13 protein-coding genes are annotated in these 15,065 nt (G+C 35.8%); 1 reads left to right on the top strand and 12 read right to left on the bottom strand.

Annotated features, from left to right (window positions below; all coding sequences use genetic code 11):
* Nucleotides 1-8: 8 nt before the first annotated feature.
* From tuaG to NYE52_RS01645, 12 genes are all read right to left on the bottom strand, one after another.
* Nucleotides 9-758: a teichuronic acid biosynthesis protein TuaG gene (tuaG, locus tag NYE52_RS01700; protein WP_341191488.1), complete on the bottom strand. Its 750-nt coding sequence runs from the start codon at nt 756-758 to the stop codon at nt 9-11.
* 15 nt (nt 759-773) lie between these two features.
* Nucleotides 774-1,439 carry a hypothetical protein gene (locus tag NYE52_RS01695; RefSeq protein ID WP_341191487.1) on the bottom strand — a complete coding sequence of 222 codons (666 nt, stop codon included), beginning with the start codon at nt 1,437-1,439 and terminating at the stop codon, nt 774-776.
* A gap of 29 nt (nt 1,440-1,468) precedes the next feature.
* Nucleotides 1,469-2,908: an O-antigen ligase family protein gene (locus NYE52_RS01690; RefSeq protein WP_341191486.1), complete on the bottom strand. Its 1,440-nt coding sequence runs from the start codon at nt 2,906-2,908 to the stop codon at nt 1,469-1,471.
* 30 nt (nt 2,909-2,938) lie between these two features.
* A complete protein-coding gene (locus NYE52_RS01685; protein ID WP_341191485.1) occupies nt 2,939-3,868 on the bottom strand; it encodes an NAD-dependent epimerase/dehydratase family protein in 930 nt (309 codons plus the stop codon).
* Nucleotides 3,865-5,094, bottom strand: a complete 1,230-nt coding sequence (tuaC, locus tag NYE52_RS01680; RefSeq protein WP_341191484.1) for a teichuronic acid biosynthesis protein TuaC — start codon at nt 5,092-5,094, stop codon at nt 3,865-3,867. The genes NYE52_RS01685 and tuaC overlap by 4 nt, the downstream gene beginning before the upstream one ends.
* Before the next feature lie 36 nt (nt 5,095-5,130).
* The gene (gene tuaB / locus NYE52_RS01675) at nt 5,131-6,573 is read right to left on the bottom strand and encodes a teichuronic acid biosynthesis protein TuaB (protein ID WP_341191483.1); all 1,443 of its coding nucleotides are present in this window, start codon (nt 6,571-6,573) and stop codon (nt 5,131-5,133) included.
* Nucleotides 6,574-7,233 (bottom strand): sugar transferase, encoded by a 660-nt coding sequence (locus NYE52_RS01670; protein WP_341191482.1) that lies wholly within the window; start codon nt 7,231-7,233, stop codon nt 6,574-6,576.
* An 891-nt stretch (nt 7,234-8,124) separates the two neighbouring features.
* Nucleotides 8,125-8,916, bottom strand: a complete 792-nt coding sequence (locus NYE52_RS01665) for an energy-coupling factor transporter transmembrane component T family protein (protein ID WP_341191481.1) — start codon at nt 8,914-8,916, stop codon at nt 8,125-8,127.
* Nucleotides 8,913-9,770, bottom strand: a complete 858-nt coding sequence (locus NYE52_RS01660) for an energy-coupling factor transporter ATPase (protein ID WP_445669131.1) — start codon at nt 9,768-9,770, stop codon at nt 8,913-8,915. Before NYE52_RS01660 ends, NYE52_RS01665 begins: the two co-directional genes overlap by 4 nt.
* The gene (locus tag NYE52_RS01655; RefSeq protein ID WP_341191479.1) at nt 9,755-10,558 is read right to left on the bottom strand and encodes an energy-coupling factor transporter ATPase; all 804 of its coding nucleotides are present in this window, start codon (nt 10,556-10,558) and stop codon (nt 9,755-9,757) included. Before NYE52_RS01655 ends, NYE52_RS01660 begins: the two co-directional genes overlap by 16 nt.
* A gap of 50 nt (nt 10,559-10,608) precedes the next feature.
* The gene (menA, locus tag NYE52_RS01650; protein WP_341191478.1) at nt 10,609-11,550 is read right to left on the bottom strand and encodes a 1,4-dihydroxy-2-naphthoate polyprenyltransferase; all 942 of its coding nucleotides are present in this window, start codon (nt 11,548-11,550) and stop codon (nt 10,609-10,611) included.
* Nucleotides 11,551-11,573: 23 nt separating this feature from the next.
* Entirely contained in the window at nt 11,574-12,629 is a 1,056-nt protein-coding gene (locus tag NYE52_RS01645; RefSeq protein ID WP_341191477.1) for an FAD:protein FMN transferase, read from the bottom strand.
* A 409-nt stretch (nt 12,630-13,038) separates the two neighbouring features.
* On the opposite strand from NYE52_RS01645, the gene NYE52_RS01640 reads away from it, so the two are divergent.
* The gene (locus NYE52_RS01640; protein ID WP_341191476.1) at nt 13,039-14,910 is read left to right on the top strand and encodes an FAD-dependent oxidoreductase; all 1,872 of its coding nucleotides are present in this window, start codon (nt 13,039-13,041) and stop codon (nt 14,908-14,910) included.
* Nucleotides 14,911-15,065 lie beyond the last annotated feature (155 nt).

The raw sequence follows: 15,065 nt of genomic DNA, 5'->3' as shown, positions 1-15,065 counted from the left end.
TCTACCTTCTATAGTCTTTTCCGAATAGCATTATAGGCATAATGAGAAAAATACCAGGACGACTGAAAAACATTTAACTGCTCTATTTGACGATATACATGCCAATTATTTTTCGCTGCCTTCCATTTGTTTTTGGAGATAGATTCATTTCCCACCCTGTATTCTGCTAATATTTCATTTAAACCAAACGCTCGGAACCCTCGCTTTAAAATCATTAGCCATGTTGCCAAGTCTTGTCGAGTACGAATATTAGGCATACGAAAGTCTCCCACTTGGTCACGATCAATTAGCACAGTAAGGCAACCGACTATTGTATTTTTTAGCATTGTTTGATAATCTACTTGCTTAGGAGCCCGAATATATTTTTTTAAACATGTTCCTTTTTGATCGATACACTCATAGGCAGTAAAGGTGAACGCATAATTATTTTCCTTCATATAGGCTAGTTGAGCTTCAAGCTTATCTTTCTTCCATCTATCATCACTGTCTAAAAATGCGATATATTTTCCACAGGCATGGTCAAGTGCCATGTTCCGGGCAATAGCAGCTCCTCCATTAACTGTCCGGTAAAAAACACGAATTCGTCCATCTGCCTTTTCCCATTCCTTTAATAATTCGACAGTTCCGTCCGTTGAATGATCATCCACAATTAATAATTCCCAATCTGTGTAAGTTTGTGCTCTGACAGACTCGATGCTAAAAGATATATACTCTTTACAATTGTATGAAGGCATGATTATTGATACAGATGGAGCCATTCTACATTCACCTCTTTAATCCGTTTCAGATTTTATAAACAGCGGATAGATTATCCATAAACAACTGAGCATGATTCCAATCATAACTCCTAGTAATGCCCGATCTTGTTGAGAAACTACTCTGTCGTCTGCCTTGATTGCCATAATGTCTTTCACTAGCATCGCAGGCTGAAGAGTTAACTGTTTCGTTTTTAGCTCATATAAAAATCGTTGTTGATCTACAACTAATTCTTCTGGGACAGGGTTTGCTTGAAGCTGATTAATGCTTTCTGAAATAACCGCTTCTTTTTCTTGATAATAATGCTGATCCATTTCTAAAAAAGCAGTTACTAATTCTGATAATGAATCCAATGCTTGTTGTTCATTTGACTCAGTCAAAACAAAGCTTATCTTTTTAGGTGTATCTGTAGAAATAAGGAGTTTTTCTTTCTCTATCTCCACATCTGGTAAATATTCTCTAAAAGTCGTTTCATTTCTTAATAAGGAGGTGATCACTTCACTATTGTTCAAATACTCATTTTCATAATTTCCAAGTAAAATCGTTGCCTCTGCTTTTACCGTTGTGTTTTCTTTTCCTGCTGGCGCGAACCATCCAATTGCTCCAAGAAGGATGCTGAATATTAATAAGGGCAAAATATATCTTTTCAATCTGGCTGTAATAAGTGATAAACCGAACTTCACGAACGAACTCTCCCTTTCTGCTATGAAAGTTAAGATTCTAGCTTTCTATTTTTATAAACAGACAATGTAGATAAAATAAATCCTAGGAACACCCAATGGAAATATAAATTCATTACTGAACTTGGGCTAATACTAGAAATGAGGAAAGAGACCATTCCAATCATGCATGCTTCTAACAGCATTTTATCTGTACTGCTATTATTTGTTTGATATATTCGATAGAATCCTATAAATGCATAGATCAACACAAGTAAATAACCAAGCAGAATGACTAAACCAAAGTTTCCAGCAATTTCTGCAAACCAATTATGCACTTGATAGACATTTCCAGTTGGAAAGTAGCTTTTATGCTCCAAATAATATGGAATATTGCCCGCTCCAATACCAAATCCATATGAATCTAGTAAATAGTAAAAGGTATTCCTTAAAAGATTGATTCTTGCCAGGTTTGATGGCAGCACTTCATCAAATCCATATTCTCCTGCTGAATTCATAAGTAACTGAACTTTGGCAATCCCTCTGTTTGCAAACAAGAGACTTCCTAATAGGAATAAACCAAAAAAGCTTAGCAAGATAAACTTCTTCCATCTTTTCGGTACCAATAGGAATAGATATACTAATCCTCCTACTACTACCGCAAGCATAGCAGCACGTGATTCCGTTAAATATAGTAGGATAAGAACCATTACACTTAAAACAAGCATAGATCCTTTTATCATGGTTCTTTTAGCATTCTTTGCAACAGCTAAGAAGAAGAAGAAGGAAATACCAAGATAAACAGCAAAATCATTCTGGTTAAAAAAAACAGCGGTAGGATAGGACAGTTTATGAATGGAAGCCCCATATAACCCAGAACTTGGCAATTGAATGGAGAAGAAATAATTCACAAAGCCTATTCCTACTAATAAAACTGTCATTCCAAGCCAGCTTGCCAAAAAAAACTTCAATTGCTGCCTTGTATTGAATGTCATACTTGCTAAATAAACGAATGCTATTCCCATAATCAATAAGGACAAATATTTAATGGATGCAATAATGGAGATGGACCAAAGCACAGATATAGTTCCATAAATTATCCACCCACCAAAAAATAACCAGATATACGACAATCCACTCCGAGTAAAGTCCTCCGCCAGCCTTTTCCTATACAAAGCAATGCCTACGTACACAACAATTGCCAATAATAGCAATATTCTGTATAAAAAAAGAGAAAAGGCACCTACATTTACACTAATGACAGACTGGTTAAGAAAGGTGGAAAGCAGCAATGCATACATAACATTTCGAAATAATTGGTCAAGTGTAATGATTGATTTTAAATAAATGCCTAATTGTATAGCAATCCATATGCATACAATAGGAAGTATCCAGGTTAATTTATACATCGTTGTCACATATAAAACTGTAAGACAACCGACCAATAAGACTGCGAATCCTATTGTTTTGCTTACTGTACGATTATTTCCCAACTTCTACAATCCTTCCTCCCTATTCTACGATTATTTTTGTAACACACTTTTTGATGAGAAAAGGGTTTCTCTTAATCCATCTTCTAAATTGGTTCGAGGCATCCAATCTAATTGCGCCATTGTCTCCTCGTTACAAAGGATGCTATGTAGAATATCTCCATCTCTTACTGCTTTATATGCTGGATTAAATGAAACTTCTCCAATATCCCCCATCTTTTCCCAAAGCTGATTAATAGAAATTCGATTATTAGATGAAATATTTAAGCAAATATTATCTTGTTGCTTTAATGCCTGTACATTTGCACTTGCTACATCCTTTACATAGATAAAGTCTCGAGTTTGTTCTCCAGAACCATAAATAATAGGAGCCTTATTTTCAAGAATACGATCAGCAAAAATAGAGATGACTCCGCCTTCGCCCTTACCATCCTGCCTTGGTCCATAAACATTGCTGTATCTTAGAATCCCATAGGATAGCCCATAAAATTTATACGCTAACTTTAGATATTTCTCGACTGTTAACTTGGTTAATCCATAAGGTGATTCAGGTAAAGTCGGATGATCCGTCGTAACAGGAAGCTCCACAGGATTCCCGTATACAGCTGCAGAAGAAGCAAATAATATTTTCTCTACAGAGGCACGAATAGCTGCTTTAATCACATGCAAAGATCCTTTTACATTGACATTTTCATCATGCAATATATCATGGACCGATTCTGCCACACTTACCTGTGCAGCCTGGTGAATAATAAAAGAAGGATTTAAGTCGACAATAACATCGATTACTCTTGGATCCGTTATATCAAATGGACAAATTTTAACCGGTAAATCTTTAATATTTTCAAATTTCCCTGATGAAAAATTATCGATAACAACTACTTCATATCCTTCTTCTAATAGACCTTCTACAATATGTGATCCAATAAAACCTGCTCCACCTGTAACTAGAACCTTGGTCATTTCGCTTCCTCCCAAATGTGATTTATTTCATGAGTAGAATCTATAGACTTATTTGTTAATTCTCTATATTTCTCCACTAGCTTGTTAGCATTATCAACTGCAGAGTAATTTGCATGGACACGCTGATATAATTCCTCTGTTACCGCTTCATAGAAAACCGGATCAGCAATTAACTCTTTTACTCTTGCTACAATATCCTGTACCGATCGAGGTTGGATTAATAGATTAGCATATTCACCAAATAAATCTGGTACCCCTCCTACATTTGTACAAATAATTGGGATTTTCAAAGCCATTGCCTCTATCACAACAGTAGGCAATCCCTCCGAATAAGACGGTAAAATAAAAATATCACTTGCAAGTAAATACTCTCGCACTTTGTCATTAGGAATTTGTCCCACTAAAAATAATCGATCATTATACATTTCCTGTCTTTGTAGCTTTTCCTTTCCCGGTCCATCGCCTACATACACGACTACATATTCCTCTGGAAGATAAGGCAATGCTTCTGCTAATTCAAAAATCCCCTTTTCTTTCACAAGGCGCCCAATAGACAGAATGATTTTTTTATTCTTAGGCAATGCTAACTTCTCTTTACGCTTTGTTTTCAATAAGGAATTTTCTGTTATCTTGAATGTCGATAAATCAATCCCTATAGGAATCGGGGTACATTCTCTTCCTGCTTTCAACACTGCTGCCTTTGCAAGATGCTCTCCCACTGCAATTACCTCATCTGCGGATTTAACCGTTTTTTGAAAAATCCGCTCAGCACTTTGACTAAACGAAGGATAAATATGAACATCACTTCCATGTAATGTTAAAAGCCATGGCTTCTGATATGTAGCAGCAACAATTCTTGCCGCACCTCCAGATGGCATTGCAAAGTGAGCATGGATAAAATCAAAATTTAATGTTTCTTTCTTCAAGGTTTTAAGAATGCTCTCTGCGATACGTTTATCCGGCTGAAACCAGCGAAGTTGGCCAGGGATCGCTCTATACACGGGTCTGTATACATTTACTCCATTCCGCTTCTCCAAATATGGCAGCTTCTTTTTTCGGTATCTTTTCTTCCATATTCTAATAATGGATGCGTTTAAGGGAATCGGATTAATAACCGTTACTTCTACTCCTAAAGAAGTTAATGCTTTTACCTGTGTTTCATGAAACACCCCATTTCCAGGGTTCTCTGCACTAGGGTAAACACTGGTTATCCACAACACCTTCATGATACGTAACCTTCTTTCTTTAGGCTTATCTCTCGATTATCGATATTCTTCTCTAAGATCCAGCTTCTTCGATACAAGTAATAACAATAAATAACTTATCCCACTTATCAAAACAGACCATATAAGCGCCCAAACTATATTATTATGAATGGAAATCATTTGATTTTTTAATAGCAATGCGATTCCACTGCTTACTCCTGCAAGAATAAATGGTAACAGCAACACCTTTACATACCTTTTCAATTGAAGTCCTATCATTCTAGTTAATAGCATTCTTCCACCAATAAAATTAAGAATGCTAACAGCTACATATGTCCACGCCACTATTTCTAGCTGATTGCTCTGCACTGCCGCTAACAATGCTAAGCCGTAGCAAACTAGTACTCCTGAATCCCAATAAAATGAAATATTCGCCTTTCCCTTAGCTAATAGGATGCTGCCATTGGGATTCATAAGGACCCTTAAAATCCCAACAATAATCATAATGTGTAAAATCGGAATCGCCTCTACCCATTGCTCTCCAAAAAATAGAGGAATAACTAAATCCGCAACGGAAAGTAACCCCAGAAGCAACGGAAAAGAAACAATTGCCAATAATTTGGTCATGTATAAATAACCTGTCTCCAATGCCTGATTATTATTTTTATCCATCGCAAACACCGGAAATGCAACTCTTGTTATAATGGGATTCAACTTAAGAACAGGAATCGTCACTATTTGATAGACTAAGTTATATATTCCCAGTGCCTCCATTCCAATAAATCTCCCGATCAACAACATGTCGATATTACTACCTAGACGATTCACAAGCCGTGATAAAAGCTGATACACTCCAAACGAAAAGAATTCTTTACAGTCCTTCATATCTAGCACAAAGCTGGGTTTCCACTTCGGAAGGTAACAAATAAAAAAAAGAACTCCTTTCAAGGAATAGAGACAAATCTGCGACCATACATACGCATTTATTGGATGTTGCTTCGTGAAAACAATCAAACCAATTAAGAGACCAAAGCTTAAAATAGTAGCTATCGTCTCAATTTTTCCTAACAGCTGAAAAGATAAGTCACGTTGCATTAAATACTGGGATTGCTGACCGATTGGCGCAATCAAAAAAACAATAGATAACAGACGTATTTTTTCCTCGAGCTCATTCGTTTGAAAGTAATCCGCGATAATAGGACTAGCAACCTGCATTAGAATACAGATAAGAATCCCAAAAAGAATATTTATCCAAAATAAAGTGGACAACTGTCTATCTGTTGCATGATGCTTTTGAATAACAGCTGCCCCTAGTCCTAATTCGACAAAAATTTGTGCAAAGATAATGATGGTTGTTAACATGCCTATCATGCCAAATTCCCTTGCACTCATTGCATTTCCTAGTATTACAAACTGCCCAATTTGCAATAAAGTAATGACTAATGTCGATATGCTGGTCCATTTTGCTCCACTGTTAATTTTGCTCTTAATGGAGTCCAATTACCTTGCACCTTCTCCTGTCAACACAACCTTTATTGTCTTTAATAAAATTTTCATTTCTAAAGAAAACGTTAAATTATTAATATATTGAAGATCGTACTTAAGCTTTTCCTCTGGTGAGATATCATAGCCACCATTCACTTGTGCAAGTCCTGTTAAACCAGGTTTCACAAGGAGTCTATTGGAAAATCCATCTATTTCCTCGCTGAATTTTGCAGTAAAAGATGGTCTTTCTGGCCTAGGTCCAATAATGGACATATCTCCTTTTAATACAGAAATCAATTGTGGTAATTCATCAATTCTCGTTTTTCTTATAAATGTACCGATTTTTGTAATTCTTGGATCATTTACCTCTGCCCATTTTTCTCCATCTTTTTCTGCATCATTTCTCATCGAACGCAATTTAATTAAATTGAAGCATTTCCCATTCTTCCCGACTCTTTTTTGAATATAAAAGGGAGAACCAGGGGAATCCACTCGAATAAGAACAGCAAATAATAGAATTAATGGGAGGGTAATCACAGTACCTATACTCGCTATAAAGAGATCCATTATTCTTTTAAAAAACTGATAAAAGGAAACTTTTTTAGATGACGTAAGTTTATTTGCTTGTACAATTGATATCTCTTTTAAAATATGGATACTCCTGTTAGCCTGCATTTTTTTCACCTCAAAGTTTTGTCTATCTGGGCTATTTACAAATTTAGTATATGGTTCTTTTGTTAATAAATCGTTGAATCTATTTTAAAGAATGGTAAATGATTGTAAATTTCCCGTTTTTTTTGGTGAAAACGGATGATTTTTTAGTGGAAATTAATCGGATACTTGATGATGGAATAGAAGTTTGTGCGAAATAAGGATAAACAATTATTCGTTGGTTATGAAATGGGGGGACGCTCCTCGGTTACCCTTCTCTTCTGGTGTTCTTCCTCTCGGGCTCAGACAACTCCACTCGGTTACCCTTAAACAGATCGTTTTGAAGTGCATCTTTTTAAAAATGTGCTGAAATGACTCACAGATGATATATTTCATCGTAATCTTTTAATGGGATGTCCTCTCCTTTACCGAAGAACCGCGAAAGTTATTTAGCGGAGTTTTTCCGGTTAAATGTAAAATGGAGCTTGTTTCGGAGTAAATAAGGGAATCTTTTCCGCTTATACCAAGAAAAATCACCTTTTTAAGAAGGTTTCGAGCCAATAGGCGGAGTCTCTCCGTCTATTCCAGCCTTTTTTTATATTAATTACTAATTAAGCGAAATTTTTCCGTCTATTATCCGCTCTGATGCTTTAACTGATCTCCCAGCCAATCAGTAGCAGACCCTCTCAATCCCAATAAGGGCTTTTCATCGCCCACCTAATTAAAATCAATAAAATCAGCACGGCCAATGACAGAAGATGATGTCATTGGCTATATAAAAGCTAAAAAACAGCGCAGAAACCTTGATAAATAAAGAAAAGACGTATGCATACGCCTTTTTTCATGTCCCATAGTAAGAATGAACCGAAAATGAAAACTTTACCTGTTACAGACAATTCATACTTACTATCATAATCAACTTAATAAAAATGTTACCAGTCCAATGAATAATACACTACATAAACACCATGAATCTTGTTTTTTCCAATATACTCTTCGAAAAGTAGATCGGCTTATTCCAGATTGATATCCTTTTACATCCATCATATTTGCCATTTCCTCTGCTCTATTTAGAGAGCTTGCAAACAATGGAAGAAATATTGGCACCAATGTTTTCATTTGCTTGAATAAAGACCCGTCGCCAAACTCTGTCCCTCTTGCTCTTTGTGCATCCATTACCTTTTGTGTCTCATCAAGTAAATTAGGAATGAAGCGTAAGGAAATGGACAACATGATGCTAATATCATCAACAGGAATCTTTACTAAACGCAACGGCGATAAAAGTTTATTTATTCCATCTGTTAAATCAATTGGCTTTGTTGTTAATGTTAAAACGGTGGATAAAAATACGATCATAACAAAACGACTAAAAATAAATAGGCCATTTATTAAGCCGTACTCTGAAATGGAAATAGGTCCCCATGTTACATATACTTTGCTGCCAGAAGTAAATAGCACTTGTAGCACTACTGTGAATAAAATGAGCCAGATCATCGGCTTTACTCCCCGTATATACGTACGAAAAGGAACTTGTGATAAATGCATAATCACAAGGGTAACCAGCCACAAAAATAAATAGGCTTGCCAATTATCTGCTATAAATAGCATAACAATAAGTAAAACCACAGAGATCATTTTCGCCCGAGCATCTAACAGATGAAGCCATGATTCCCCTGGAAAATACCTTCCTAAAATTAATTTATTCATACTAATCCCACCGAAACCAAAGCATCTGCTAGTTCTTCTAATGTTAAGCAAACCATTGGTAATTTTATTCCTGCTTCCTGTTCAATTTTTATTTGATAGCGTCTGGCCTGAGGCATTTCTAGACCCCAACTCTCTAATAAATCTGTATCAGAAAAGATATTTTCCGTTTTTTCATATTTTATAATTTGTCCTTGGTCCATTAAAATAACTCGATCTGCGTATATCGCCACATCCTCCATGTCATGTGTAACTAGAATGGTAGTCAAGCCTTCTTGCTGGTGCCAAGTAGAAATAAGCGACATTATTTCTTTTTTTCCCTGTGGATCCAAGCCAGCCCCAGGTTCGTCTAAAATCAGCACAGATGGCTCCATTGCTAATATCCCAGCAATAGCAACTCGTCTTTTTTGCCCGCCAGATAAAGAAAAGGGAGATTTGGATAAAATAGCTGGTTCTAATCCCACCAACGTAATCACTTTTTTAGCAATTTCCTTCGCTTCTTTAAATGGGACGCCGAAATTTAGAGGACCAAAGCAAATATCTTTTTCAACTGTTTCAGCGAATAATTGAGACTCTGGAAATTGAAATACCATCCCTACTTGTTTTCGAATAATCCGGATTGCTTCTTTAGAATAAGGAGGTTTTATAATTGTTTCTCCTATACGAACACTACCTTTTGTTGGTAAAAGCAATCCATTTAACGTTTTTAATAAACTTGATTTTCCAGCACCAGTTCTTCCAATAAGCGCGGTAAAAGTCCCTGATTCAATTGTAAGATTTACATCATTTAATACATTGGGTTTGCGAATTGGTCCGATCTGATAATTTGCTGATACATCCTTTAATTCGATTTGCATATCCATAACACCATTTCTTCTTCTGTCATATATTTTCCTGGGACACTACACCCTCTATTTTTTAACGTATTTCTTAGTTTTTCTGCAAATGGTTTTTCAAGTGACGAATCAGTGAAAAACAACTGAGCGGGACTTTCTACTTTCATTAGTCTCCCTCGTTGCATAACCATTACTTTATCCGCATGGGCTGCTTCCTCCATATCATGAGTAATCGATAGGATTGTCATTCCCTTGTTTGTTAACTCACGTATTGTATCCATTAATTCCATTCTGCTTCTTGGATCCAACATAACAAAAGCTTCGTCTAATATAAGCACCTTTGGCTGCAATGCCAGCATTCCCGCAATTGCCACTCTTTGTTTTTGCCCACCTGATAATTGCGAAGGATCCGCCATACGATAATCAGTCATTCCTACATCTTCTAATGCCTTATTTACTCTTTCTCGCATTTCTTTATAAGGCATATTTATATTTTCCAGTCCGAAAGCAACATCATCCTCTACCGTTGTTCCAATAAATTGATTTTCAGGATTTTGAAAAACGATGCCGATATCACGAGACACTGCCTCTTTTCTTAAAATAGTACCATTTATCTTCAATTGTCCTGTATCAGGTTGAAGCAATCCAACAAGTAAATGAGCTAATGTAGACTTACCACTTCCATTATGACCAATAAGCGCGGTCCATTCTCCTTCTCTTAATTGAAAGGAAACGTCAGATACATTGCCCTTATCCTGCTTTTTATCATAGCGAAAGCTTAATCCTTCCACTTCTAAAACAACATCCAAACCAATCCCCCCTATTATTCGAAAAGCGCATATAATTATCGGTAATTTTCTTATCTAATAATGAAAGACATTGCCAAGGACACTACTAGAAATCCATTAACAATAATCAAATTTTTTACTGCTAAACTAAATGTTTTTGATTTAACCTGTAATTCGTTAAAAATCCGCATATGCTTATATACTGGCAAAATAGCAATCAAGCTTAATAATGAAATAACTGGTAGTAAATGTAGAAAGACAGAAATCAATATAGCAATAAAGGAACCAACATAAAGGCCGTTATACAACCATAAAGAATATTTCTTTCCTAGATAAAATGGTAAAGTGAAGCGATGATTCTTTATATCTTCTTCCACATCACAAATATTATTTGCTAGCATAAGATTTGCAATCGTAAACATACAAGGTAAGGATACAATAATGATTTCTATTATTCTTATAATGTTTACTTGGAGAAAAATCATTTCCTTTTGCCATTCTAAAGCTGCGATACCAACATCAAATGCATTTACATATACCGTTAGAAAAACAATTCCAAATCCCATCGTAACACCGGAAAACACTTCACCTAGAGGCATTCTTGATAAAGGAATCGGTCCAAAGGTATAAAGAATTCCAATGCAAAAGCAGATAAATCCAATCAAAAGCACTAATAATCCTGTTTCGACAGTAAGCCAGATTCCCAACCCCGTTGCAATGAAAAAGAGGGTAAGTATCGTTGCGATAACGGTGCTTTCTTTTATTCCTTCTTGCCCAATCACGTTTTTTTCTTTCCTATATTCATCACTATTCGCCTTTCGATAATCCATATAATTATTTATTGCCGTTGTTGTTAAATCAAAGATTAGCATAGAGCTAAAGAATATAAGCGTATTTTTCAAATGGAATGAATCATATCGGTATAATACGAATAATATTCCGATGAAAAATGGAAATACACTAGCTATTTTTGTTTGGATTTCTACTAATTTTAAAAATGAACGAATCGACATTCTATATGACCCCCTCTTCCTTATTAATTTGCTAATTCAAATTTGTCATTTGTTAAGGTAAATTTATCTTTTAGTCCTGAGGTTAAGTAAACCTTCTTATCTTTTGTTACAAAAATAGCTTCCATTCCATCCATTGCTTCTACTGCTTTTAATCCTTCTTCTACTCCCTTTATAAATATTGTTGTAGAGTATCCGTCTCCATCAAAGGACTTATCGGAAATAATCGTGATACCAGCAACATCGTTATTTACAGAATAGCCTGTTTTAGGGCTAAGAATATGATGATACTTTACTCCATCTACTTCCAAATACCGTTCATATATTCCAGATGTTACAATCGATTTATTTGTTTCTTCCATTTTCCCTACCATTTCTCCCCTATCGGAAAAAGGATCTTGAACCCCCACTTCCCAAGCCTTTCCAGATGCATTCTTGCCCTTTACATAAATGTTTCCACCTAAATCGACAATTGCAGATTTAATTCCTTTATCATTTAATACTTTGATCACCTCATCTGTAATAAATCCTTTTGCGATTCCACCTAAATCCAGCATCATCCCGTCTTCTGGCAAATAGACAGATTGCTTTTCTTCATTTAGTTCTATCTTTTCGTAGTTGATTAAAGGCAGAACTGCATCTATTTCTGATGGAGCTGGCTTTTTCTCATCTGGGAAGCCGATATGCCACAAATCAGTAAGTGGACCAATTGTGATATCGAAGTCTCCTCCTGAGTACTTACTATATTCTTTTCCCGCTTTTACCAAACGATAGATATCACCTGGTACCTCCACTGGATTAAGGCCAGCATTTCTATTAATTTCATCAACTATGGACCCTTCTTCATTAACGGTGATTTGACTTGCTAATAATTCGATTCGGTCAAATACTTGATCCAACACTGCTTCTTTATCCTTATCATAGATTTTAATCGTCACTACCGTCCCCATTAAAAATTCTGTCCTTTTATATGGATTACTTGTTGTCCCTGCATCTGATTCCTTTTGTTTGCCACAGCCAACTAATCCAACTAATAAAAGGAGGGAAAGTAACAAAATTGCTGCCTTTTTTAATTTCTTCATTAAAATCATCCCTTCTATGAATATCACATTTCAGTCGTATTATTTTTTATTGATTACAAGTAAGCAGTCCTACATTTCCACAATGTGAACTAATTCACATTTATAACACCGTCATTTTATCACTGCATTCTTTCACTGTCTATCGACTTTTTAGTGGACAAATCCCTGTAAAAAAGCTGATTTACGGATTAATCATTGTCTTAATAGTGTTTATCAGCACCCTTGTAAAATATGGAGAATTTATGACAAAAAGCTAAGGGTTGCAAATGTTTCGAAAATGTGAACAACTTCAATTTTAAATTGTATACATTCTATGAAGTCCATAGACAGATAAAAACCACATTGTTATATTAGTATTGTTCAAAACTTCACAAAAAGAAATTAACAATTAAGGGAGTGAATAGGAAGAATGGACAAAAAAAATATTGTCATTATCGGCGCAGGCTATGCTGGTGTACATGCCGCAAAAAAGCTTGCTAAAAAGTATAAAAAAGATGATTCAGTTTCCATTACACTTATCGATAGACATTCCTATCATACAATGATGACTGAATTACACGAGGTCGCTGCACATAGAGTAGAGCCAGATGCTATTCAATTCGATTTACGTCGTTTATTTAATCGTACAAAGGTGAAATTAGTTACAGACAATGTAAAACATGTTGATTATCAAAGTAAATTAGTAACAACAGAACACGGACAATTTTCCTTTGACTATCTAATTTTAGGAATGGGTGGCGAACCAAATGATTTTGGTACACCAGGCGTGCAAGAAAACGGATTTACCCTTTGGTCTTGGGAAGATGCTGTTAGATTAAGAGAACATATTGAGAAAATCGTTCGTAAGGCAGCTAGTGTTCACGATGAAGCTACAAGAAAAGCTATGCTGACCTTTACTGTTTGTGGTTCTGGCTTCACAGGAATTGAAATGGTTGGGGAACTTATTGAATGGAAAGAGAGATTGGCGAAAGACTATAAACTAGATGCAGAGGATATTACTTTATATGTTGTGGAAGCTGCTCCTACTATATTAAATATGCTTGAGCGCAGAGACGCTGATAAAGCAGAAAGCTATATGGTGAAACAAGGAGTTAAAATCCTAAAAAGCTCTCCAATCGTTGAAGTAAAAGAGGATGCTATCGTATTAAAATCAGGAGAAGAACTTCCAACCTACACTCTAATTTGGACTGCAGGTGTTCGCGCAAATTCTGATACAAAAGATTATGGTATGTCAGCTGGAAGAGCAGGACGATTAAAAGTAAATGCTCATATGGAATCAGAAGATTATAAAGATGTATATGTAGTTGGTGACTTAGCATATTTTGAAGAAGAACCTGGAAAGCCTACTCCTCAAATTGTTGAGGCTGCTGAGCAAACTGCATTAACAGCTGCAAAGAATATTATTGCAGAAATTAGCGGCGGCGAAAAAGAATCATATCAAGGGAAATACCATGGCGTAATGGTTTCAATTGGAGCCAGATACGGTGTAGCGAATTTAAGTGGTATGCATTTAAGCGGCTGGTTTGCAAACTTCATGAAGCATATGGTTAATCTTTATTATTTCTTTGGCATCGGAAGCGGCTATTATATGTACCAATATGTGATGCATGAGTTTTTCCATACAAAAGATAAACGTAATATTTTCCGTGATTTCTTAACACGTTACGGTAATGTCCTTTGGAGTCTTCCTTTACGGATATTTGTTGCAGGTTTCTGGATCGTAGAAGCATGTGCAAAACTTTGGGGAGAATCTACATGGAAAGATTCTATCTCTAGCTGGTCAAAGGTTCCAAACCTATTCAATGGTTTAGGAGAAGATTCTTGGTTAACCGCTACTAGTGTGAAAATGCCTTTCGAATGGCTTCAAACAGCTACAAGTGGTGCAAGTGAAGCAGCTACTTCTACTGACTTTGCAACACCAATTTTAAGCAAAATGCCTTTCTGGTTTGAATGGATTATGAAAATCATGCTACCAACACCAGAAATTGCACTATTTATGCAAAAAATGATGATCTTTATTGAATTAGCAATTGGGTTAGCAATTCTAGCTGGTTTATTCACATGGTTAGCAAATGCTGCAAGTGCTGCATTCCTAGTAATGTTTACTTTATGCGCAATGCTTGGATGGGATAAAGTTTGGGCATTACCAGCATCAATCGCCTTAATGAACGGATCTGGTCGTACATTTGGATTAGATTATTGGGTTATTCCTTTCCTTCAAAGAAAATTAGGTGACTGGTGGTACGGAAAAGAACGAGCGATATATAAAGACTATAAGTAATGAATAATATGCTAGAAACATAGAGAACTTCTCGTTCTCCATGTTTCTAGCAATCCTTTGAATCAGTAAAGGAGAAAAAAGAAGCTTTTTGATTTTATTCTTCGATGATGTTAAAAGCTATGCTCTTAAATTAGTTGGTTACTTTCCGCTCCAAT

This window comes from Niallia sp. FSL W8-0635, assembly GCF_038007965.1.
GTDB lineage: Bacteria > Bacillota > Bacilli > Bacillales > Cytobacillaceae > Niallia.
This window is presented reverse-complemented; position numbering and strand designations above follow the sequence as displayed.